This window comes from Streptomyces sp. NBC_00466 (assembly GCF_041433995.1).
Taxonomy (GTDB): Bacteria; Actinomycetota; Actinomycetes; order Streptomycetales; family Streptomycetaceae; genus Streptomyces.
On sequence record NZ_CP107896.1, the window covers coordinates 1,094,583 to 1,115,046 of the forward strand.

Consider the following 20,464-nt stretch of genomic DNA (forward strand, 5'->3'; position numbering starts at 1 on the left):
CGACCCGAGGATAGGATTGTTCCTGGTGCTGCTCCGCACTCCCGAAACGATTCAACCGCCAGAGCGTCTCTGGTCTCGTAATTTCACGCTTCTTTTCGCTGCACGGACCATTTCGGCCCTCGGCGATCAGATGCTTGTTCCGACCGCGATCACTGTCGCGGTGCTGCACGCGGGTTACGGCGTGACTGGTGTGGGATACGCACTCGCCAGCCAGGCTGCGCCGCTGGCCATCTTCGTCATATTCGGCGGTGTTCTCGTCGACCGCTTCACGCCGGTGCGAGTGATGATCATCGCGGACATAGCCCGGCTGATTCTCCATGGCACCCTGGCGTACTCGTTCGCCGTCGGCAAACCAAGCCTCTGGCTGATCGTCACGTTACTTGCATTGGGCGGCCTCGGGACTGCCGCCTTCCAGCCTGGTTATGTGAGCGTCATCCCGCGCACGGCCCGAGATGTCCAGAAGGCCAACGCGGCTATCCGTGTCTCAGAATCGCTCATGACAGTGGCTGGGCCTGCCATCGCCGGGGTGCTTCTGGCCTTCTCGCCCATTGCGCTCGTCCTGGCGATCGATGCCGCCACATTCGGAGGCAGCGCCATCTGTCTGCTCGCCCTGCGGCTGAAGATATCTCGTTCGACGCAGCGGACTTCTCTCCGCCGCGATCTCGTCCAGGGATGGCAGGAGTTCTCTTCGCGCACGTGGCTCTGGGGCGTCATCGTAATTTTCATGCTTTACCAGATGACTGTGAACGGCCCTTTCCTCACTCTCGGGCAGAGCCTCATCACGATCGATCACGGAGAAAGCGATCTCGGCTTCATCATGTCGATGTTCGGCCTGGGCAGCGTTCTGGGTGGGCTAGTCGCCGCACGCATCAAGCCACGGTATCCGCTGCGCTCAGGCGCCATCGCCTTGTCCTGCACAGTCTTCGGCATTCTCGCGGTCGCCCTGCAGCTTTCTCCGACGATGATCGCGGCCGGCTTCGGTCTGTGGGGCATGGGGGCCGCGTTCTGGCTGGTGATGTTCCACTCGAGCGTCCAGACGAAAATTCCTCCCGATGTACTCGGGAGGGTGCACGCCTACGACGTCGCGGGATCGGTCATTATGCGGCCCGCGGGCCAGATGGCGGCCGGACCCGCCTCCCTGTGGATCGGTGCCATTCCCGTTCTGTTTTTCTCCTCGGCGTTGCTCATCGTCACCGTCGGGCTGCTGCTCGCCGTTCCCGCGATCCGTAACCTTCGACGTGGGGAGACCGACTGACCGGCTCCGGCGTCCTGGCGCGCAAGCGACTTCTTCTCGTACGCGCACCTGCCGCAGGGCCGGCCAGGCAGGCTCGTTCCAGACGTAGCGGCGACAGCTCCAGGGTGAGCACGGCCTGGCCGGCGGCCACCGCGACGGCCGCGACCGATCGACGGTCCGGTCGGCGGGCCGCGGTGTTCGTCACGGTCGCCCGCCACCGGCACCGTCCGCCGCGTACACCTGCGCCCGCACGATCACTCAAGGGCCCGGGCGTCAAACTTTCCGATCCGGCCGCAGCCGAGCGCCGTCCGGCGCAGCGCTCAGGCCCGCCCAACCTCGATGAGCCGACCTGCCCATGCAGCCGCAGTCGAACAATCGCCACATCGAGACCAGTCGCTCACGCGAGAAGCAGCCCGCAGAACCTGTCCTTATGGACACTTCCGAAGTCGCCGCGATGCTCAGCATGTCCACGAGCTGGGTCTACAAAGAGGCGTCGAAACTGGGCTTGAAGGGCTACAAGCTCGGCCGGGGCAGGAACGCCATGGTGCTCTACGGACGGGCTGAGATTCTCAAGTGGCTGGAGCAACAACGGGTTCGCTGAACCTTATTCAAAGTCAGAATCCTGACCGCCGCACCCCCCTGCGAAATCGCATTTCACAGGGCGTGCATGGCGCCGATCACTTGTACGTCAAGCAAAAGGAGACAGCGCGGGGCGGGCTCGCCGTGAACATCATCGAGTGTTAGGGAAACAGGCCCTGACCAGCGCCTTGGCGCCTTTCAGCGCTGTCAGGGCCTTCCCTGCTTACGCGACGGAAAATCTCTGTGCCAGACGTGAAAGTCCCTGAAAAGTCCCTGGGATATCTCCGGTGCGCCTTGCTCTTGAGAAGGTCTGCGCCGCTCCGAAGGGCCATGCCGCCTCATCGTGGGGCACGCAGCTGGCCGCAGGCGGCCATGTCACCATACCCACGCATTACGAGACCGAGAGCGTTCCTGCCGCGTCATGTCCTTAGGTGCCGCCAGATCTCGTTTTCCCTGATCAGAAGACGTGAGCAGAGTTCGTCTGTGTTGTCTCGTGCCGGCAAGTACAAAGGCGTCCGCGCTCCCCCTGCGCTCCCCTACTTCTCTCAGCAAGTCTCGTCTCGAAGCGGGGTTCGCCAGCAGTGGGCCGCCATGGCGCTGTTCTCCCGACCGTACGTGCGGGAGCTCTTCGGGTGAGGGCCGGCGTTTGGCCTGCTGGCGGCGCCTAGAACTCTTAGCATCGTGCGGGTTGTAGCGTTCTCACAAGTTCAACCGTCTCCTTCCCCGGCCGAACGGCCTATGCAGATGCCCGGTGGCGGTATGACAGCCGCCACGGGGACCGCACGCCGCTGGCAGAGGACCTGTCCGAGCATGACCTGGCCCGGGCCCGGGTGCGGCTGGAGCACCTGATGGAGGCCGAGACCGGCTTTCGCAGCGGCAGCTGTCACTGGGCCAGGCCGGGTGAGCCCGGGCACGCCGCACAGCGCCGCGCGGGACGGACCCCGGGCCACCTGATCAGCACCCCTTAGAGGTCCTGACAAAGGCGTTGGACGTGGCGGTGAGTGACGAGGCAGGTGGCGAGGCCGAGGAAGGCTTCGTGGATGTCGTCGCGTCGTTCCCATCGGATGCGGAGTCGACGGAAGCCGTGGAACCAGGCGATCGTGCGCTCGACGACCCAGCGGTGAGCACAGAGGCCGGAGCCGTGTAGGACTCCGCGACGTGCGATCACTGGTTTGATGCCCTGAGCCCGGAGCTTGCCCAGCAGCACGACATGCAGCCGATCCCAGACGCCGGCCGCGTTCCACGCGGCGAGACGCCGCCAGCACGTCATGCCCGAGCCGAAGCCCAGCTCCTGCGGCAGGTACTCCCACTGGATCCCCGTATGCAGCACGAACAGAATCCCGCACAACGCCTGCCGATCAGGCACCCTCGGCCGCCCTGCCACCAACTTCGGCCCTGACCCGGGCAGCAACGGCTCTATCAGCAAACACAGCTCGTCCGAGACGATCCACGGACGCGACTCCCTCTTCGCCACGAACAGACCGACGAGCAACCAGGCCGACAGTCACACCATCAGAGACTTCTGTTAGGAGTTCTAACTGATCGTTTCAGAATGAAGTTTCATGTGTCCTTTGGCAGTTGGGTGATGTGTCGGCAGGATCTGTTGGGTGTCTGCTGATCTTGTGTCTGATGACCTGTGGGAACGTGTGTCTCCGCTGCTGCCGGTTCGTGCGCCGCGTCGGCACCGCTACCCGGGGCGGTTGCCTGCCGATGACCGTGCTGCTCTGCGTGGGATCGTTTACGTGCTGCGCAAGAGTGTGAGCTGGCGAGACGTCCCCGCTGAGCTGGTCGGGTGCAGTGGGGTGACGGCCTGGCGTCGTCTGCGGGACTGGACCGAGGCCGGAGTGTGGCCCCGCCTGCACGAAGTCCTGCTGGCAGAACTTCGTAGAGAGGGACTGCTGGAGATGGACGACGCGGCGATCGATGCCTCGCACGTCAGGGCCCTCAAAGGGGGGCTCACACCGGACCTTCGCCGGTTGACCGAGCGCGGCCGGGCAGCAAGCACCACCTCATCGTCGACCGGAACGGAACTCCGCTCGCTGTCTCTCTGACCAGCGGAAACCGTCACGACGTCACTCAGCTCATGCCCCTGCTGGACGCGATGCCCCGTATCCGTGGTCTGCGCGGCCGGCCACGGCACCGGCCCCGGCGGCTGTTCGCCGACCGCGGCTACGACTACGACAAGTACCGCCGTCTCATCCGAGCTCGCGGCATCACACCCAAGATCGCCCGCCGTGGAGCCCCGCATGGTTCCGGCCTGGGCAAGACCCGGTGGGTTGTCGAGCGGACCTTTGCCTGGCTCCACCAGTTCAAACGGCTCCGCATCCGCTACGAGATACGCGCCGACCTCCACCTGGGACTCCTCCAACTCGCCTGCAGCATCATCTGCTTGAGACGACTCAGAACCTCATTCTGAAACGATCAGTAAGTCTCCGGGGCCGAGCGCGGCAGCGTCACGGTCACCCGGAGCCCGTGCGGTTCGTTCTGCTCGTACGAGATCGTGCCGCGGCCCGCCGTGAGCAGGGCGCGCGAGATGGAGAGGCCGAGGCCCGAGCCCTTGATGTTCTGATGGCGGCCGCTGCGCCAGAAGCGGTCGCCGATCCGGGCGAGTTCGTCCTGGCCGAGGCCGGGTCCGCCGTCGGCGACCGTGATCCGGGAGGTAGAGCCGCAGGAGTCTGCCTCGACCCGCACCTCCTCCCCCTCGGGGGTGAACTTCAGAGCGTTGTCGATCACCGCGTCCAGAGCGCTGGAGAGCGCTACGGGGTCGGCCCAGGCGGTGACCGCCCCGGCGCCTCCCCCGGTGAGCCGGACGCGCTTTTCCTCCGCGACCGGGCGCCAGGCCGAGATCCGCTCGGCCGCCAGCTCGGCGATGTCGGTGAGCCGCAGCTCCGCGGCGGTGTGCTCGGCCAGCGCGAGGTCGAGAAGGTCGTCGAGGACCTGGCCGAGGCGCTTGCCCTCGGTACGCACGGAGGCGATCTCCTCGTTGCCCTCCGGGAGTTCGAAAGCGAGCAGTTCGATCCGCAGCAGCAGCGCCGCCAGCGGGTTGCGCAACTGGTGCGACGCGTCGGCGACAAAGGCGCGCTGCTGCTCCAGCACGTCCTCGACGTTGTCGGCCATCTCGTTGAACGACCGGGCCAGACGGCGCAGTTCCGGCGGGCCGCTGCCGGATGCGACCCGTGACTTCATCAGCCCGGTCGCGATGCCGTGAGTGGCCGCGTCCAGGGTGCGCACCGGAAGCAGCACCCAGCCGGTGAGCCGGAAGGCGGCGCCCACCGCGAGCAGCATCGCCCCCGCCTCGCCCGCGGCGATCAGCAGCCAGCCGCGGAGGGTCCGGGAACGCATCTGGTCGGTGGGCGAGTCGGTGACCACCACCGCGATGACATCACCGTTCCTGACGACGGGCGAGGCGACGATCAGCCGCCCGTGCTGCCAGGGCCAGATCTGCCCGGGGTCCCGGCTGCGCCGTCCCGCGAGCGCGTCCTCGAAGGCGATCCGGCCCTCACCGCTGACCGGCACCGTCCAGGACTGCGGGGCCGCGGCCATCGCGATCCGGTCGCGGTAGAACACACCGGCCCGGATGCCGTACACCGTCTCGTAGCGGGCGAGTTCCTCCTGGAGCGTGTCGTGCCGCTCCTGTTCACTCGCCGGTATCTCGGTGACGAACTGCGCCTCCTCGGCCATCCGCGCGGTGTCGTCGATCCGGTCGACGACCACGTTCTGCTGCGCGGCGGCGGCCACGCTCAGCGCGAGCGGGAAGCCGAGCGCGAGCAGCACACCGGCCATGAGGACGATGAGCAGCGGAAGCAGTCGGGCGCGCACGGGCCTTGACGCGCCTCAGGCCGGGACGACGAGGCGGTAGCCGACGCCACGCACCGTCTCGATCAGGGCGGGCAGATGCAGTTTGGAGCGCAGCGACGCGACGTGCACCTCAAGGGTGCGGCCGGTCCCTTCCCAACTGGTCTGCCAGACCTCGCTGATGATCTGCTCCCGGCGGAACACGACGCCGGGGCGCTGGGCTAGCAGCGCCAGCAGATCGAACTCCTTGCGAGTCAGCTGGATTTCGCTGCCCTCCACGCTGACCCGCCGGGTGGGGAGCTGGATCTCGACGGAACCGACCCGGAGTGCGGCCGCCGGGATCGCCCCGGTGTCCTCGCCCGCGCTCTTGCGCCGGCTGACGGCGTGGATCCGGGCGAGCAGCTCACCGGTGTCGTAGGGCTTGACGACGTAGTCGTCGGCGCCGAGGTTCAGGCCGTGGATGCGGGACCGCACATCGGCCCGGGCTGTCACCATGATCACCGGGGTCGCCGTGCGCTTGCGGATCTTGCCGCAGACCTCGTAGCCGTCCAGGTCGGGCAGGCCGAGGTCGAGCAGTATGACGCCGAAGGGCTCCTGTTCGTCCGGCAGGAGGGACCGGAGTGCCTCCTCGCCGTTACGGGCGTGCACGACTTTGAAGCCGTGCCTGGCCAGTACGGCGGACAGGGCGGCGGCCACGTGGTTGTCGTCCTCGACGAGCAGCAGTCTCATGGGCCCCTTCCGTGGTGCGCGGTTCCGTCATCCGTACGTTCCGTGATCGGTACGTCCCGTCATCCGCACGTCCCGCCATGCGTACGTCCCGTCATCCACGCCGATGGCTCCGTACCAGTCAAGAGGGTTCCGGATACTGCCGGGTTTCCGTTACGCACCCGGTACTCCGGTCATGATCCCGTTCACCAGGAGTGCCCGGCCCGTGCCCACATGCAATCAGATCGTGATCCTCAATTTCCGCTCAGATGTAATGACGCTGGTAGAAGCGCCTCATTACTGTCCTACCAACCACGACCGCACTTGCGGTTGAGGAGGACGGAGCGAACAGCCGATGAGCGGAGTGCCAGTGACCAAGTCCGCCGAATCCACCGAAAATCCCCTGCCGGTGTCGGACGACCTGGTCGTACTGAGCAACGTCAACAAGCACTTCGGCGCGCTGCATGTGCTCCAGGACATCGACCTGACCATCGCCTCTGGCGAGGTCGTGGTCGTCATCGGACCCTCGGGGTCCGGTAAGTCCACACTGTGCCGCACCATCAACCGTCTGGAGACAGTCGACTCCGGCGCGATAACGATCGACGGAAAGCCCCTGCCCCAGGAGGGCCGGGAACTGGCCAGGCTGCGTGCCGATGTCGGCATGGTCTTCCAGTCGTTCAACCTCTTCGCGCACAAGACCGTTCTGCAGAACGTGATGCTCGGCCAGATCAAGGTGCGCAAGACCGACAAGAAGGTCGCCGAGGAGAAGGCGCGTGCGCTGCTGGACCGGGTGGGCGTCGGCACTCAGGCCGACAAGTTCCCCGCACAGCTCTCCGGCGGCCAGCAGCAGCGCGTCGCGATCGCGCGGGCGCTGGCGATGGACCCCAAGGTCATGCTCTTCGACGAGCCGACCTCGGCGCTCGACCCCGAGATGATCAACGAGGTCCTCGAGGTCATGCAGCAGCTGGCTCGTGACGGTATGACGATGATCGTCGTCACCCACGAGATGGGCTTCGCCCGCTCCGCGGCAAACCGGGTCGTCTTCATGGCCGACGGGAAGATCGTCGAAGAGGCCGTCCCGGACCAGTTCTTCAGCAACCCCCGCAGTGACCGCGCCAAGGACTTCCTGTCGAAGATCCTTCACCACTGACGAGACAACTGATGAGACAGACGTCCAACGTGCGCCGAAATAGAGGATGTTCAGCATGAAGTTCCGTAAGTCCGCCGCCTTCGCGACGATCGCCGTGCTCGCTCTCACCGGAACCGCCTGCGGCGGCAAGTCGGGTTCGGCCGGCGACAACGGCGCGGCGGAGCCCGGCGGTGCAGGCGCTCCCAAGCTCCCCGCCTACACGGTCGCCAAGAACGTCTCCCTCGACTCCCCCACGCTCAAGAAGGCTCAGAAGCGCGGCAAGCTGGTCATCGGCGCGAAGGCCGACCAGCCGTACCTCGGCTTCGAGGACCAGTCGACCAAGGAGCGCTCCGGCTTCGACGTCGAGGTCGCCCGGATGATCGCCGCGGACCTGGGCTTCTCGAAGGACCAGATCGAGTGGAAGACCGTCGACTCCGGCATCCGTGAGACCGCCATCTCCAAGGGCCAGGTCGACTACTTCGTCGGTACGTACACGATCAACGACGAGCGCAAGAAGCTCGTCGGATTCGCCGGCCCCTACTACAAGGCGGGCGCCGCGCTGCTCGTCCGCAAGGACGAGAAGGCCATCACGGGTCCGGAGACCCTGAAGGGCAAGAAGGTCTGCTCGATCAAGGGCTCCACCCCGCTCGCGGAGATCGAGAAGCCGAAGTACGGAGCGAAGACCACCGAGCTCGCCAAGTACTCCGACTGCGTGCAGGAGCTGCTCACGAAGCAGGTCGACGCGGTCACCACCGACGACGCGATCCTCAAGGGGTACGCGGCGCAGAACCCGAAGAAGCTCCAGGTGGTCGGCAAGCCGTTCACCGAGGAGCCCTACGGCGTCGGTATGGGCAAGAGCGACAAGGCACTGCGCGACTTCATCGACTCCTCCCTGGAGAAGCACGTCAAGGACGGCACGTACAAGAAGATCTACGACGCCACCCTGGGCCTGTCCGGCTCCTCGTACGTCGCACCGCCGGCCGTCGAGCGCTACTGACCCACCCCGGCACCGCGGACCGGCCGGCCCGACGGCCGGCCCGTCCCGCCTGTCCTTGAGCGCTGAAGCGCCCCGTACCCGGGTACGGGGCGCCACGCCCCCTGTCTTCCAGCTGCTGCCCGCCGACGCGGAGACCTCATGAACGTACTTTTCGACCACTTCTCGGCGTTCCGCGACGGCTTCATAGGAACCCTGGAGATCACCGTCATCAGCACGGTCATCGCCTGTGTCCTCGGCATCGTCATCGCCGGCTGCCGGGTCTCGCCCGTGCCCCCGCTGCGGTTCTTCGGAACGGCCTGGGTCACGATCCTGCGGAACACCCCACTGACCCTGCTCTTCCTCGTGGCCACCTTCGTGGTCCCCGAGATCTTCTTCCCGGGCATGAGCCCCTTCCTCCTGGCATCGCTCGCGCTCGGCTTCTACACCTCGTCGTTCATCTGCGAAGCCATCAGGTCCGGTATCAGCACGGTCCCGCTGGGCCAGGCCGAGGCGGCCCGCTCGCTCGGTCTGAGCTTCTCGCAGACCCTGCGGATGGTCGTGCTGCCACAGGCCACCCGTACCGTCATCGCCCCTCTGAGCAGCATCATCATCGCGCTCACCAAGAATTCCGCCATCGCGGGTGCCTTCAGCGTCACCGAACTCTTCGGCTGGCAGAAGGCCATGAGCGATCTGGGGTACGGGATCGTCCCCATCTTCATCTGGGTCGCCATCGGCTACCTGATCATCACCTTCGCGATCAGCGGCATCTTCCGCCTCGTCGAGAGCCGTATGGAGGTCGCCCGATGAGTGCCAGCGTGCTCTACGACGCACCCGGCCCCAAGGCCGTCGTACGCAACCGCATCTACTCGGTCCTCGGCAGTGCGGCTATCGTCGCGCTGATCGTCGTCGCCGTCGTACGTCTCTCCAGCAAGGGAGACCTCGACGGCGGTATGTGGGACATCTTCAACTACAGCGGCATCCGCACGAACATCGCCGACGCCGTCGTCGCCACACTGAAGGCGTTCGCGCTGGGCGCGGCGGGTTCACTGGTCCTGGGTGTGGTGCTGGTCGTCGGGCGGCTCTCCGACCACCGCCCCGTACGGTGGCTGGCGACCGCGTTCATCGAGCTGTTCCGTTCCCTCCCGCTGCTGATCACCATCTACGCGATCTGGGTCGGGTTCCTCACCGACTACTCGATGTGGGCGCTGGCGATGGGTCTGGCGATCTACAACGGCTGTGTGCAGGCCGAGGTGCTCAGGGCCGGCATCAACTCCGTGCCGAAGGGGCAGCGCGAGGCCGCGTACGCCCTGGGTATGCGGAAGTCGCAGGTCGTGGCGACGGTGCTGATGCCGCAGGCCATCCGCGCGATGCTGCCGACCATCATCAGCCAGCTGGTCGTCACGCTGAAGGACACCTCGCTCGGCTACATCATTCTCTATCCGGAGCTGCTCGCGACCGCACGGCTGATCGCCAGCAACACGCCGGTCAACGGGCAGTACCCGTACGTCTCGACGATCGTCGTCATCGGCACCATCTATCTGGCGATGTGCCTGCTCCTGTCGGCGCTCGCCACCTGGATCGAGAAGCGCGGCCGCCGGGCGAAGACGGGGATCGCCGTCGGACCCTCGTCCGTACCCCCCGAGGTTCAGGGCGCCGCCGACGCGGTCGAGGGCGGCAAGGTCGGGGTCTGACCACGGCCCGGGTTCCGCTCCTCCGCATCCTCCGCGCACAGGCGGGGCCGGTGAGGTGATCCCCGGTCAGGACGCGCTGGACACCCACGCGTTCGAGGCGTAGGCAATTCCAGCCACGGACACGTTCCGGGCACGGACGGCGGGCAGCTGCGATGGCTGCCCGCCGTCCGGCTGTCCCCGGTGCCTTCCACAGCCCGGGGGCCTGCTCAGGTGGCGGACAGCGGCTCCGCCGCATCCCGCCGTCACTTGACGCAAGCACGCGCAGTGGGTTGCATACGTTCTGTGATCGCGCACCGGGCTCTACCTGCCATCAGTCACTTCTCCGCACGGGTTCGAGGAGCCGCACCGTGGACCCGGTGATCATCGTCGGCGCGGGCCCGGTCGGGCTCGCGCTGGCCCTGGCGCTCGCCGCGCAGGATGTCCCCTCCGTCGTGCTCGACGAGGGAACCGGCGAGGACGCGCCGCGCCCCGCCCGCACAGTCGTACTGCGCCCGGAGACCGCTGACTTCCTGGGCCGGCTCGGCTGCACGACAGCCCCGGGTGAGACCGGGCGCTGGGCCGCCTGGCGGTCCATCAGGCGGAGTCAGCAGATGCAGCGTGTCGTTTTCGACGAGCCGGGCCGCGGCTCCGGCGGTTCCGTCGAGTACGGCGGCCGTGGACTCGCCGGCGGAATCGGCGGTCAAGGAGTCGGCGGTCAGGGAGTCGGCGGCCCCGGCACGAGTGGCAAGCAGGGGCGGCCGGACGGCCTTTCGGACACTTCAGCCCCATCCGGCTCATTCGGTCCGCACGGGTTTCGCGGGTCCGACGAGACCGATGGGACAGGTGTGGTCAGCGGGGCGGGTGTGGTCAATGGCTCCGACGGGCCGAACGGGCCCGACCCGGCCGAGGGGTTCGGCGGACCCGGTCCGGGTGGGCCCTCACCATTCCATCTGCCGCAGCACGCCCTGACCCGGGGTCTGCGGGCCGCGGTGGCGAAGCGGGAACAGGTGCGGCTGGTCACCGGCAGCCGGGTGGACACCATCGAACAGGACCACGGCGGCGTCACCGTGCACACCGCAGGCCCGCAGGGCACCTGGTGGCGCGGGAGCCATCTGGTCGGCTGCGACGGAGCCCGGTCCACCGTCCGCAAACTGCTCGGCATCCGGTTCCCCGGCCGTACGGCGGTGGAGCGGCACGCGGTGGCCGCGCTGCGCGCCGAACTGCCCTGGCCCGGCGAGGCGTTGCTGCACCGGCTGCCGCCCTGGCGGACCGGTGGGGAAGAGGTGACGGCCCGCCCGCTGCCGGACGACGTCTGGCGGATCGACTGGCTGCTGCCACCGCGCGCCGAACTGGTCACCCCCGAGGCGCTGGTGGCACGGGTCCGGGCCGCCCTGGCGGGCTGGTGCGGTGGCGAGACACCTCCGTACGAGCTGATCGACACCGGCGTCTACACCCTGCACCACCGGCTGGCCAGGCGCTGGCGGGTGGACCGGGCGTTCCTGGCCGGTGACGCCGCCCATCTGCTGGGCGCACTCGGCACCCAGGAACTGGACGAGGGGCTGCGGGACGCCGGCAACCTCGCCTGGAAGCTGGCACAGACCTGGCACCACGGGGCCTCCGAGCTGCTGCTCGACAGCTACCAGGCGGAGCGCCGCACTGCTGTCGCCGCCCGGCTGCGCGCCGCTGACCAGTCGCTGCCGATACTGCGCGGCGGCGGTGGGCTGCGCGCGTATCTGCCCGGCAGGGCGCGCGGGCACGACGCCCTCCTCGCGGACGGCCATCTGGGCAGCGGCGCGCTGGGCGCGCCCCCGGTGTACGCCCATTCGCCCCTGGCGCCGCCGCGCACCCCCTCGCAGACCACGGTGGGAACCGCTGCCGGCGCTCAGGTCGCCGATGTACGGGTCACGGCGCCGGACGGTACGGCCGTACGGCTGCGCGAACGTCTCGGGCGCGGGCAGCTGCTGGTCCTGCTGATCGCACCGGGTACGGGGGTGTGGGACCGGCGGCACTGGGTGAAGGCGGGCGTGATGCCGAGGCTGGCCGCCGCGGTGAGCGCGCTGCCGGTCAAGGGCGAACTCCTGGTGGCCGAGACCTATCCGGGCGCTTCGGCGCACACGGTGCTGCTGGTGCGTCCCGACGGACATCTGGTGGCGGCCTTCAACGGGGTGCGCCCCGCCGAACTGTACGAAGCGGCCGACGCCGCACGGGGCGGGGCGGCGACGGCGGTCCGGGAGGAGAGCACCGCGGAGGTCAATTGACCGCCCTGGGCGCACATGGTGTACTGCGGAGCGTGACCGACACCGATGTGCGCCTGTGGCGGAGGGTCCATATGGACCTCGTCCGCTATGCGGGCTGCATGTGTCGCCCGTCCCGCTGATTCGCCCTTTCTCCTCGTGCCTGCGCCGCCCTGCGCTGTTCCGGACTCCGGCCCGCTGTTCCGGACTACCGCGTGCTGTTACGGGTTGCCGCGCCGCACGTCCCCGCGAACCATTCCGGACGGTCATCATGTCTCTCTCCGCACCCCTGCCTGCCCCGGCTCCCGCGCGCTCCGCGCCGCCCACCACCAGCCGGCTCCTCGATTTCGTACGCCGTACCGCCGCCGACTCCGAACTCATCCGCTCTCTCCCGCTCGACCCCGACGGCCGCACCTGGATCCGGCTGGACGGTCCGGGCGGGAGCGAGGCCTGGCTGATCGGCTGGCCGCCCGGCACCGGCACCGGCTGGCACGACCACGGCGGCTCCCAGGGCGCGTTCGCCACAGCGGCGGGCGTGCTCACGGAGGACTCGCTGGCCGCGCGGTTGCCCACCGAAGGGTGGAAGACCCTCGAACTGGCCGACGGGGTCGACCGCACCCGGCAGCTGGCGCGGGGCGACGGGCGGGCCTTCGGTGCCCACCATGTCCACCAGGTGCTCAATGAGTCGCCCGCCGAGCACGCGGTCTCGGTGCATGCCTACTATCCGCCGCTGCCGCTGATGCGCCGCTACAGCCGCAGTGGCCCCCTGCTGCGCCTGGAGCAGGTCGAGCACCCCGGGGAGTGGGAATGAGCGAACCGCGCGCCCTGTCCGAACCGCTCCCAGCGTCCGAACCACTCCCCGTGTCGGAACGGCTTCCCGTGTCCGAACGGCTTCCCACGCCCGGACCGCTCTCCGTGGACGAGCTGCTGGAGAGGGTCCGGTCGGAGCTCGACCGGATCGGGCCCCGGGAGGCCTTCGAAGCCGCGGCGCACGGGGCGCTGCTGGTGGACATCCGGTACGCGGAGCTGCGGGAGCGCGACGGACTGATCCCCGGGGCGCTGGTCGTCGAACGCAACGAGCTGGAATGGCGGCTCGATCCACAGGGCAGCCACCGTGCGCCGGAGGCCACCGGCCACGGTCTGCGGACCGTGGTGATCTGCAACGAGGGGTACGCCTCGTCCCTCGCCGCGGCGTCCTTGCGACAGCTGGGCCTGCACCGGGCGACCGACCTCATCGGCGGCTTCCAGGCCTGGCGCGCGGCCGGACTCCCGGTCGACGCGTCCTGAAACGCCCGGGCGGCGGCGCGAGCCGTCGCCCGGCCTCCCACCGCAGCTACCGACCCGCAGCTACCGACCCCAGCCATCCAGCGAACGGCTACCCGTCGCCCTGGAACCCCCCGTGTTCCAGGTCCGCCAGGTCCTCGCCCTCCGCCTCCAGTGCCTGCCGCACCACCCTCAGGGCCATGCCCTCCGGGTACCCCTTGCGGGCGAGCATGCCCGCAAGACGGCGCAGCCGTTTGTCGCGGTCCAGCCCCCGTGTCGAGCGGAGCCTGCGGGTAACCAGCTCCCGGGCGGTCTCCTCCTCCTGCTCGGAGTCCAGCTGTCCTACGGCCTCCTCGATGAGTTCGGAGTCCACACCTTTCGTACGGAGCTCCCGCGCGAGCGCCCGTTTGGCGAGCCCCCGTCCGTGGTGGCGGGACTCCACCCAGGCATCCGCGAAAGCCGCATCGTTGATGAGCCCGACCTCTTCGAAGCGGGACAGCACCTCCTCGGAGACCTCGTCGGGGATGTCCCGCTTCCGCAGTGCTTCGGCCAGTTGCTTACGGGTGCGTGCGGTCCCGGTGAGCAGGCGCAGGCAGATGGCCCGCGCCTGCTCCGCCGGATCCTGAGGTTTCCGCGGTCCCTGGTCCTGGGACCGCTTCTGCTGGGACCGCTGCCGCCGCGGTCCCACTCCTCCGTCCCCCTGGCCGGCCTCGCCCCCGGAGCCCCCGGAGCCCCCGGAGTCCGTGGAGCCTGTAGCGCCCGTAGAGCCTGTGGCCTCCGGCCATTCGGTTCTCCGGACCACGGGTCAGCTCTTGGCTGCGGCGGTCTTGGCCGTCTTGGCCTTGCCGCCGGCCGGAGCGGGAACCGTCTTCGCTGCCTCGTCGGCCACGACGGCGCCTGCGGCGTCCGTGCCCGGCTCGGCTCCGAGCTCGGCCTCCCGCCTGACACCGATGCCCAGCTTCTCCAGGATCTTCTTCTCGATCTCATTGGCGAGATCGGGGTTGTCCTTCAGGAAGTTCCGGGCGTTCTCCTTGCCCTGTCCGAGCTGGTCGCCCTCGTACGTGTACCAGGCGCCCGCCTTGCGTACGAAGCCGTTCTCCACACCCATGTCGATCAGGCCGCCCTCGCGGCTGATGCCCTGGCCGTAGAGGATGTCGAACTCGGCCTGCTTGAAGGGCGGCGAGACCTTGTTCTTGACGACCTTCACCCGGGTGCGGTTGCCGACCGCGTCGGTGCCGTCCTTCAGCGTCTCGATCCGGCGGATGTCGAGCCGTACCGACGCGTAGAACTTCAGCGCCCGGCCACCCGTGGTGGTCTCCGGGGAGCCGAACATGACGCCGATCTTCTCGCGGAGCTGGTTGATGAAGATCGCGGTGGTCTTGGACTGGTTCATCGCGCCGGTGATCTTGCGGAGCGCCTGGCTCATCAGGCGGGCCTGCAGACCCACGTGCGAGTCGCCCATCTCACCCTCGATCTCCGCACGCGGCACCAGAGCCGCGACGGAGTCGATGACGACCAGGTCGAGCGCGCCGGAACGGATCAGCATGTCGACGATTTCCAGCGCCTGCTCGCCGTTGTCCGGCTGGGACAGGATGAGGTTGTCGATGTCGACGCCGAGCTTCCTCGCGTACTCGGGGTCGAGTGCGTGCTCGGCGTCGATGAAGGCCACCTGGCCGCCGAGCCGCTGCGCGTTCGCCACCGCGTGCAGCGTCAGCGTCGTCTTGCCGGAGGACTCCGGTCCGTACACTTCGACCACCCGGCCGCGCGGCAGACCGCCGACACCGAGCGCGACGTCGAGGGCGGTCGACCCGGTGGGGATGACCTCGATGGGCTCGTTGGGCCGCTCGCCCAGGCGCATCACCGCACCCTTGCCGAATTGCCGTTCAATCTGGGCGAGAGCGGCGTCCAGCGCCTTCTCGCGGTCGTTGCCTGCTGCCATGGGTTCCACCCGATTTGCTTGAGTCGATCGCTTCACGTCAATGACGCTAACCCCTGCCACTGACAATGGGCTCCGAAGCCCGTCCCACCTGTGGATAACGTGGCGGACAACTCGGTGGACAACGCAGTGGAGAACACAGTCGACGGTTCGTCCGAGTACCGGGCCAGAACCCCATAAGAACGGCTGTTCGATTTTACTGTCAAGCGCACCACACGGATGTTCAGCCGTCGGTGTCCTCGGCGCCGTTCCCCGGTCGCGGGACCCGCCCCTGGAACAGGGAGTCCCTGAGCCGCGCGGGCGCCGTGGCCGCGTCCCGGAGCCCCGCCACGTCACGGGGTCCGCGCCTGCCGTGGACGCGCGGATCGTCCGTCACGTCGTACCGCCTCACATAGGCGCCCAGGAACGCCTGGAGGGTCGCCACCGCCGGAATGGCGATCAGCGCACCGACCGCCCCCAGCAGCGCGGTACCCACGATGACCGATCCGAAGGCCACCGCGGGGTGGATGTCGACGGCCTTGGCCGTGAGCTTCGGCTGGAGCCCGTAGTTCTCGAACTGCTGGTAGATCACCACGAAGACCAGCACCCACAGCGCGTACCAGGGGTTCACCGTGAAGGCGAGCAGCATGGGCAGGGCGCCCGCCAGGTACGTGCCGATGGTCGGGATGAACTGGGAGACGAGGCCGACCCACACCGCGAGCGCGGGGGCGTACGGAACATTCAGCGCGACCAGCAGTATGTAGTGCGCGACGCCGGAGATCAGCGCCATCACACCGCGCGAGTAGAGGTAGCCGCCCGTCTTGTCGACCGCGATCTCCCAGGCCCGCAGCACCTCGGTCTGCTTCGACGGCGGCAGTACGGAGCACAGCGCGCGCCGCAGCCGTGGCCCGTCGGCCGCGAAGTAGAAGGCGAACAGGAAGATCGTCAGAAGCCGGAAGAGGCCGCCCAGCACGGTGGTCGACACGTCGAGCACACCGCTCGCGCTGTTCTGGACGTACTTCTGCAGCCAGTCCGAGTGCAGCAGGCTGTCCTGGACCTGCACCCGCGACAGCTCGCTGTGGAAGGAGTGGTTGGTCCAGTTGATCACCAGGTCCAGGTACTTGGGGAACTCCTCGACCATGTCCACGATCTGGCCGGCCAGCATCGAGCCGAGCAGGAAGACGAAACCGGCCGCCGCGAGCGCCACCGCGAAGAAGACCAGGAAGGTGGCGAGACCTCGGCGCATCCCGCGCGCCGCCATGCGTCCCACCGCGGGCTCGATCGCGAGAGCCAGGAAGAACGCGATGAGGATGTTGGTCAGCAACCCGATGAGCTGGTAGAACGCCCAGCTGCCCAGCTGGAAGCAGGCGATGAGGGCGAGGGCGAGCACCATCGCCTTGGGCAGCCAGCGGGGCATCGACGCACGGCCCTGCGTGCCATGCCCGGCGGCGGGAGGGTGCGGCTCGGCGCCCGGGGCCCGGTCCTCAGTCATCCCGCCCGCGGTCGTCCGGTCCGCGGTCGTCCGGTCGGCGGTCGTCCGGTCCGCGGCGGTCTCGTCCGGGGTCATCTGGTCCTCGGCAGTCTCATCGGTCATCGGTCGGTAGTCGCACAGGCGGTCGGTGGCACAGGCCCAGTCTCGCGTACCCGTGTGACAGCGCGGGCGCCCGCCCCGGACCCGGCTGCGCTCAGCGCCGGTCCTCGGGGATGCCCGCCGCCGCGCAGACGCCCCGCCAGACGTCCTTCGTCTCCCAGCCGGCGGCCAGTGCCTCGTGCACCGTACGGCCGCCCAGCTCCGCCATCACATGGTCGCGGGCGAACGAATCGGCGTACCCCTCGCCGAAGTGGTCCGCCATTCGCTCCCAGAAAATCGTCAACCGCATGACTTCAGTATCCAGCCCCTGAGAGTGCAGCCTCGCCCGCCGCCCTTGCCCTGGGCTCTTTCCGCTCTACCTTCGGAACATGGCTGGAACCGGAGCATCTCCTCTCGCACGCGCCGAGCACTTCATCTGGCTGACGGCCCGGGTGCTGGAACAGCGGCGGTTCGCGTACCACTTCCTCGACGGACGTGCCGACGCGGTGGAGGCCGCGCTCGCCGCCCATCTCAACGAGGACGGCGGGTACGGACACGCGCTCGAACCCGATCTGCGCGGCCCGGTGAGCCAGCCGCTGCACACGGCGCACGCGCTGCACGTACTCGACTCGGTGGGGCGCTGCGGCGGTATGCGGGTGGAGCGGGTGTGCCGGTATCTGACCGAGGTGTCCACCAGGGACGGCGCGCTGCCCGCGGTCCACCCCTCGCAGCGCGGCTATCCGTGCGCGCCGTTCATCCCGGTCGTCGACGACCCGCCCAGCGAGTTGCTGGCCACCGGGCCCGTGGTGGGCGTGCTGCACCGCAACGAGGTCTGGCACGCCTGGCTCTTCCGGGCGACCGAGTTCTGCTGGAACGCGGTCGACGCGCTGGAGCACTCCCATCCGTACGAGATCCAGGCGGCTGTCGCCTTCCTGGACGGCGTCCCCGACCGGCCGCGGGCCGAGGCGGCGGCCGACCGGCTCGGCCGGCAGGTGCGGGAGCAGCGGCTGGCCGTGCTGGACCCGGAGGACCGCGCATCGTATCCGGTCGCGCCGGGGTACGCGCCGGGGGAACAGCACTTTCCGTACGACTACGCGCGCGTGCCCGGCTCCCTGGCGCGCGGCTGGTTCACCGACGAGGAGATGGCCCGTTCGCTGGACTTCCTGGCGGGCGAGCAGCGCGAGGACGGCGGCTGGCCGGTCAACTGGCGTGCCTGGGCGCCGGGTCCGCAGATCGAGGCGCGGCCCATGGTGACGGTCCAGGCGCTGCTGACGCTCCGGGCCCACGGCCGCGACCTCGCCTGACCGCCCGCCCCTGCCCCCGCGCACAGCGGTGCGGGGCGCGGGCGGCGGGCGTCCGGAACGCCGGGTTCAACCCAGTGCGCGTACGCCGGCGGTCACCGCCACGGCGACCCCGACGACCACCAGGAAGGGGGCGCGCAGCACCAGTGCGAGCGCCGCCCCCGCGACCCCTGCGCCTCGCGCGTCCAGCACGAGGTGGTTGCCGCTCGCGAAGGTCTGCTGAGCGGTGAGGGCCGCCAGCAGCGCGACCGGGAGCAGCGAGGACAGCCGCTTGACGGCCGGTCGCTCGAGTGTCCCTGCGGAGACCAGCAGACCGAGCAGTTTGGCGAGGTAGCAGCCGATGGCCGTCGCCCCGATCGCGATCCAGACGCTCAACGCTCCTGCCCCTTCTTCTCTTCCGTCTCTTCGTGGTCATTCGGGCCTTTCCGGTCCGTCCGGCCGCTCCGGAACCGCATCGGCGCCCCGGTCGTACCGCTGACGCTGCGCCCCTTGAGCAGCAGCACGGCCGGTGCCGCGAGCGCGGCGATCAGTACCGGCACCCCGCCGGGCGCCAGCGGCAGCAGCCCGAGGCCCAGTACGACGGCGAGCCCGGCCACCGCCCGCTCCGTCGGCGTCCGCAGCATGGGGGCGAGGAGGGCCAGGAAGACCGCGGGCCCGGCCGCGTCGAGGCCCCAGGCACCGGTGTCGCCGATCGCCTGCGCGCCCATCGCTCCGAGCAGCGTCGTGAGGTTCCACAGCACGTACAGGGACAGGCCCGTGGCGGTGAATCCGATCCGGGCCGCACGCCGGGTCGGCTGGGCGAGGGTGACTGCGGTCGTCTCGTCGATCACCCAGTGGGCGGCGAAGGGCCGTACGGCGCGCGGCAGGGCGAGTAGCTGGGACAGCCGCAGCCCGTAGAAGGTGTTGCGGACACCGAGGAAGAAGGCACCCGCGGCGGCCGCGAACGGGCTGCCTCCCGCCGCCAGCGCGCCGACCAGCGCGAACTGTGAGGCACCGGTGAAGACGAGCAGGCTGAGAAGACAGGTCTGCAGCAGGCTGAGGCCGGAGCCCGCCGAGGTCACACCGAAGGCGAACCCGGAGAGCCCGACCGCGACGCCGACACCGAGCGCGTCCCTGATGACGGCCGAGTCCGCTCGCTGTTCCGGACCTGTGCCGGAATCCGTGAGTGCTGTCCGATCCATTGCCACCGGGCAGACGCTACGAGGAACGTCCGGGCCCCGTCTTGTACGTTCTTGCGCGGCCCCGCTGGTACGCACCCGGCGGCACCCCCACGATCCGGCTGAAATGCCGGTTCAGATGCGGCTGGTCGGTGAATCCGACAGCGGCGGCCGTCTCCGCTGGTGTCGTCCCCGCGTCCAGGAGGTGTCTGGCCCGCCGTACCCGCGCGTCGGTGAGCCAGGTGTGCGGCGGCATGCCGTACGCCGCCCGGAAGGCGCGCAGCAGGGCGAACGGGCTGGTGCCGAGGTCGGCGGCGAGCCGGTCGAGGGACGGCGGCCGCGCCATCCGCTCCTCCAGAACGGCCCGTGCGCGGGCCGCGTTCGCGGCGCCCGCGCTGCGCGGCGCACGCTCGGGGAGCCCGCCCCCGTGGCTGCGCAACAGCCGGGCGACGGCGAGCCGCAGCAGGCTGTCGGCGGCCAGTGCGTTGCCCTCCTCGGCTGCCCGGTGTACTCCGACGACGAGGCGCGCGGCCTCCGGATCGTCGACGACCGGCGAGGTGAAACCGACCGGACCGCTCAGGGTGCTGATATCGGTGGCGACCTCGGCGATCAGTTCGGCGGACGGATAGAGCGTGCGGTAGATCCAGCCCTCGGGCACGCCGGCGAACCCGGTGTGCGCGGTGTCGGGGTTCACCAGAGCGAGCTGGCCCGGCCCCGCCCTGACCAGCTCGGTGCGGTAGTGGAACGCCTCGACGCCGTAGGTGACCGCGGCCAGGACGAACGACTCGTGTGTGTGCCGGGGGAAGGACTTGCGGATGTAGCGGGCGTGCAGCAGATCGACCCCCGGCAGCTCGTCGAGCTGCCAGTGCCGTGCCCGCTCCTCGCCACCCGGCGCCGGTGTTCCCCTTGGCTCCATGACTTCCATTGTTTCCCCAG

Annotated in this window: 22 protein-coding genes; 12 read left to right on the forward strand and 10 right to left on the reverse strand. The window is 69.0% G+C overall.

The window, feature by feature from the left end:
- Positions 1-25: 25 nt before the first annotated feature.
- Positions 26-1,255: an MFS transporter gene (locus OG210_RS04770; protein WP_328335634.1), complete on the forward strand. Its 1,230-nt coding sequence runs from the start codon at positions 26-28 to the stop codon at positions 1,253-1,255.
- Between the two features lie 409 nt (positions 1,256-1,664).
- Complete coding sequence (locus tag OG210_RS04775; RefSeq protein WP_371535040.1) at positions 1,665-1,835, forward strand: helix-turn-helix domain-containing protein; 171 nt, start codon at positions 1,665-1,667, stop codon at positions 1,833-1,835.
- Between the two features lie 942 nt (positions 1,836-2,777).
- Here OG210_RS04775 and OG210_RS04780 read toward each other — a convergent pair.
- The gene (locus OG210_RS04780; RefSeq protein WP_371540170.1) at positions 2,778-3,287 is read right to left on the reverse strand and encodes a transposase; all 510 of its coding nucleotides are present in this window, start codon (positions 3,285-3,287) and stop codon (positions 2,778-2,780) included.
- Between the two features lie 133 nt (positions 3,288-3,420).
- Between OG210_RS04780 and OG210_RS04785 the strand changes: the two genes are divergently transcribed.
- Positions 3,421-4,229, forward strand: a protein-coding gene (locus OG210_RS04785; RefSeq protein ID WP_328322989.1) for an IS5 family transposase whose coding sequence is annotated in 2 segments (ribosomal slippage) — positions 3,421-3,760 and positions 3,760-4,229 — 810 coding nt in all. Because the reading frame shifts where the segments join, the coding sequence is not laid out codon by codon here.
- Positions 4,230-4,234: 5 nt separating this feature from the next.
- Here the strand turns inward: OG210_RS04785 and OG210_RS04790 are convergent.
- The gene (locus OG210_RS04790; protein ID WP_371535041.1) at positions 4,235-5,632 is read right to left on the reverse strand and encodes an ATP-binding protein; all 1,398 of its coding nucleotides are present in this window, start codon (positions 5,630-5,632) and stop codon (positions 4,235-4,237) included.
- A gap of 15 nt (positions 5,633-5,647) precedes the next feature.
- Positions 5,648-6,337: a response regulator transcription factor gene (locus tag OG210_RS04795; RefSeq protein ID WP_328332123.1), complete on the reverse strand. Its 690-nt coding sequence runs from the start codon at positions 6,335-6,337 to the stop codon at positions 5,648-5,650.
- Between the two features lie 331 nt (positions 6,338-6,668).
- Between OG210_RS04795 and OG210_RS04800 the strand changes: the two genes are divergently transcribed.
- The 8 genes from OG210_RS04800 to OG210_RS04835 all read left to right on the forward strand — a co-directional run bounded on the left by OG210_RS04800 (position 6,669) and on the right by OG210_RS04835 (position 13,609).
- Positions 6,669-7,463: an amino acid ABC transporter ATP-binding protein gene (locus OG210_RS04800; protein WP_328332121.1), complete on the forward strand. Its 795-nt coding sequence runs from the start codon at positions 6,669-6,671 to the stop codon at positions 7,461-7,463.
- A 55-nt stretch (positions 7,464-7,518) separates the two neighbouring features.
- Positions 7,519-8,439 (forward strand): glutamate ABC transporter substrate-binding protein, encoded by a 921-nt coding sequence (locus tag OG210_RS04805; protein WP_328332119.1) that lies wholly within the window; start codon positions 7,519-7,521, stop codon positions 8,437-8,439.
- A 138-nt stretch (positions 8,440-8,577) separates the two neighbouring features.
- A complete protein-coding gene (locus OG210_RS04810; protein WP_328332117.1) occupies positions 8,578-9,225 on the forward strand; it encodes an amino acid ABC transporter permease in 648 nt (215 codons plus the stop codon).
- Complete coding sequence (locus tag OG210_RS04815; RefSeq protein WP_328332115.1) at positions 9,222-10,109, forward strand: amino acid ABC transporter permease; 888 nt, start codon at positions 9,222-9,224, stop codon at positions 10,107-10,109. Before OG210_RS04810 ends, OG210_RS04815 begins: the two co-directional genes overlap by 4 nt.
- Before the next feature lie 347 nt (positions 10,110-10,456).
- Positions 10,457-12,346, forward strand: coding sequence for an FAD-dependent monooxygenase (locus OG210_RS04820; protein WP_328332113.1), 1,890 nt, complete (start codon positions 10,457-10,459; stop codon positions 12,344-12,346).
- Positions 12,347-12,393: 47 nt separating this feature from the next.
- Positions 12,394-12,465: a putative leader peptide gene (locus OG210_RS04825; protein ID WP_327299548.1), complete on the forward strand. Its 72-nt coding sequence runs from the start codon at positions 12,394-12,396 to the stop codon at positions 12,463-12,465.
- 128 nt (positions 12,466-12,593) lie between these two features.
- The gene (locus tag OG210_RS04830; protein WP_328332111.1) at positions 12,594-13,133 is read left to right on the forward strand and encodes a cysteine dioxygenase; all 540 of its coding nucleotides are present in this window, start codon (positions 12,594-12,596) and stop codon (positions 13,131-13,133) included.
- Positions 13,130-13,609 (forward strand): rhodanese-like domain-containing protein, encoded by a 480-nt coding sequence (locus OG210_RS04835; protein WP_328332108.1) that lies wholly within the window; start codon positions 13,130-13,132, stop codon positions 13,607-13,609. Before OG210_RS04830 ends, OG210_RS04835 begins: the two co-directional genes overlap by 4 nt.
- An 88-nt stretch (positions 13,610-13,697) precedes the next feature.
- On the opposite strand, the gene recX is transcribed toward OG210_RS04835, so the two are convergent.
- From recX to OG210_RS04855, 4 genes are all read right to left on the reverse strand, one after another.
- The gene (gene recX, locus OG210_RS04840) at positions 13,698-14,387 is read right to left on the reverse strand and encodes a recombination regulator RecX (protein ID WP_328332106.1); all 690 of its coding nucleotides are present in this window, start codon (positions 14,385-14,387) and stop codon (positions 13,698-13,700) included.
- A 3-nt stretch (positions 14,388-14,390) separates the two neighbouring features.
- Positions 14,391-15,524, reverse strand: a complete 1,134-nt coding sequence (gene recA, locus OG210_RS04845; RefSeq protein WP_328332104.1) for a recombinase RecA — start codon at positions 15,522-15,524, stop codon at positions 14,391-14,393.
- A 220-nt stretch (positions 15,525-15,744) separates the two neighbouring features.
- Entirely contained in the window at positions 15,745-16,917 is a 1,173-nt protein-coding gene (locus tag OG210_RS04850; protein WP_328335633.1) for an AI-2E family transporter, read from the reverse strand.
- Positions 16,918-17,185: 268 nt separating this feature from the next.
- Complete coding sequence (locus tag OG210_RS04855; RefSeq protein WP_328332102.1) at positions 17,186-17,380, reverse strand: DUF3046 domain-containing protein; 195 nt, start codon at positions 17,378-17,380, stop codon at positions 17,186-17,188.
- Positions 17,381-17,459: 79 nt separating this feature from the next.
- On the opposite strand from OG210_RS04855, the gene OG210_RS04860 reads away from it, so the two are divergent.
- Positions 17,460-18,374 carry a hypothetical protein gene (locus OG210_RS04860; RefSeq protein WP_328332100.1) on the forward strand — a complete coding sequence of 305 codons (915 nt, stop codon included), beginning with the start codon at positions 17,460-17,462 and terminating at the stop codon, positions 18,372-18,374.
- A 66-nt stretch (positions 18,375-18,440) separates the two neighbouring features.
- Here OG210_RS04860 and OG210_RS04865 read toward each other — a convergent pair whose 3' ends face one another.
- Genes OG210_RS04865 through OG210_RS04875 form a run of 3 tightly spaced genes read right to left on the reverse strand, consistent with a single transcriptional unit; the run spans position 18,441 to position 20,444 of the window.
- The gene (locus OG210_RS04865) at positions 18,441-18,746 is read right to left on the reverse strand and encodes an AzlD domain-containing protein (RefSeq protein ID WP_328332098.1); all 306 of its coding nucleotides are present in this window, start codon (positions 18,744-18,746) and stop codon (positions 18,441-18,443) included.
- Positions 18,743-19,552, reverse strand: a complete 810-nt coding sequence (locus OG210_RS04870; protein ID WP_371535042.1) for an AzlC family ABC transporter permease — start codon at positions 19,550-19,552, stop codon at positions 18,743-18,745. The genes OG210_RS04865 and OG210_RS04870 overlap by 4 nt, the downstream gene beginning before the upstream one ends.
- Positions 19,553-19,568: 16 nt before the next feature.
- Complete coding sequence (locus tag OG210_RS04875; protein ID WP_371535043.1) at positions 19,569-20,444, reverse strand: AraC family ligand binding domain-containing protein; 876 nt, start codon at positions 20,442-20,444, stop codon at positions 19,569-19,571.
- Positions 20,445-20,464: the final 20 nt, after the last annotated feature.

Coding starts and splice junctions, on each gene's coding strand:
- OG210_RS04775 (WP_371535040.1), top strand. CDS start 1,665: ATGGACACTTCCGAAGTCGCCGCGATGCTCAGCATGTCCACGAGCTGG.
- OG210_RS04795 (WP_328332123.1), bottom strand. CDS start 6,337: ATGAGACTGCTGCTCGTCGAGGACGACAACCACGTGGCCGCCGCCCTG.
- OG210_RS04800 (WP_328332121.1), top strand. CDS start 6,669: ATGAGCGGAGTGCCAGTGACCAAGTCCGCCGAATCCACCGAAAATCCC.
- OG210_RS04805 (WP_328332119.1), top strand. CDS start 7,519: ATGAAGTTCCGTAAGTCCGCCGCCTTCGCGACGATCGCCGTGCTCGCT.
- OG210_RS04810 (WP_328332117.1), top strand. CDS start 8,578: ATGAACGTACTTTTCGACCACTTCTCGGCGTTCCGCGACGGCTTCATA.
- OG210_RS04815 (WP_328332115.1), top strand. CDS start 9,222: ATGAGTGCCAGCGTGCTCTACGACGCACCCGGCCCCAAGGCCGTCGTA.
- OG210_RS04830 (WP_328332111.1), top strand. CDS start 12,594: ATGTCTCTCTCCGCACCCCTGCCTGCCCCGGCTCCCGCGCGCTCCGCG.
- OG210_RS04835 (WP_328332108.1), top strand. CDS start 13,130: ATGAGCGAACCGCGCGCCCTGTCCGAACCGCTCCCAGCGTCCGAACCA.
- recA (WP_328332104.1), bottom strand. CDS start 15,524: ATGGCAGCAGGCAACGACCGCGAGAAGGCGCTGGACGCCGCTCTCGCC.
- OG210_RS04850 (WP_328335633.1), bottom strand. CDS start 16,917: ATGCCCCGCTGGCTGCCCAAGGCGATGGTGCTCGCCCTCGCCCTCATC.
- OG210_RS04855 (WP_328332102.1), bottom strand. CDS start 17,380: ATGCGGTTGACGATTTTCTGGGAGCGAATGGCGGACCACTTCGGCGAG.
- OG210_RS04860 (WP_328332100.1), top strand. CDS start 17,460: ATGGCTGGAACCGGAGCATCTCCTCTCGCACGCGCCGAGCACTTCATC.
- OG210_RS04870 (WP_371535042.1), bottom strand. CDS start 19,552: ATGGATCGGACAGCACTCACGGATTCCGGCACAGGTCCGGAACAGCGA.
- OG210_RS04875 (WP_371535043.1), bottom strand. CDS start 20,444: ATGGAGCCAAGGGGAACACCGGCGCCGGGTGGCGAGGAGCGGGCACGG.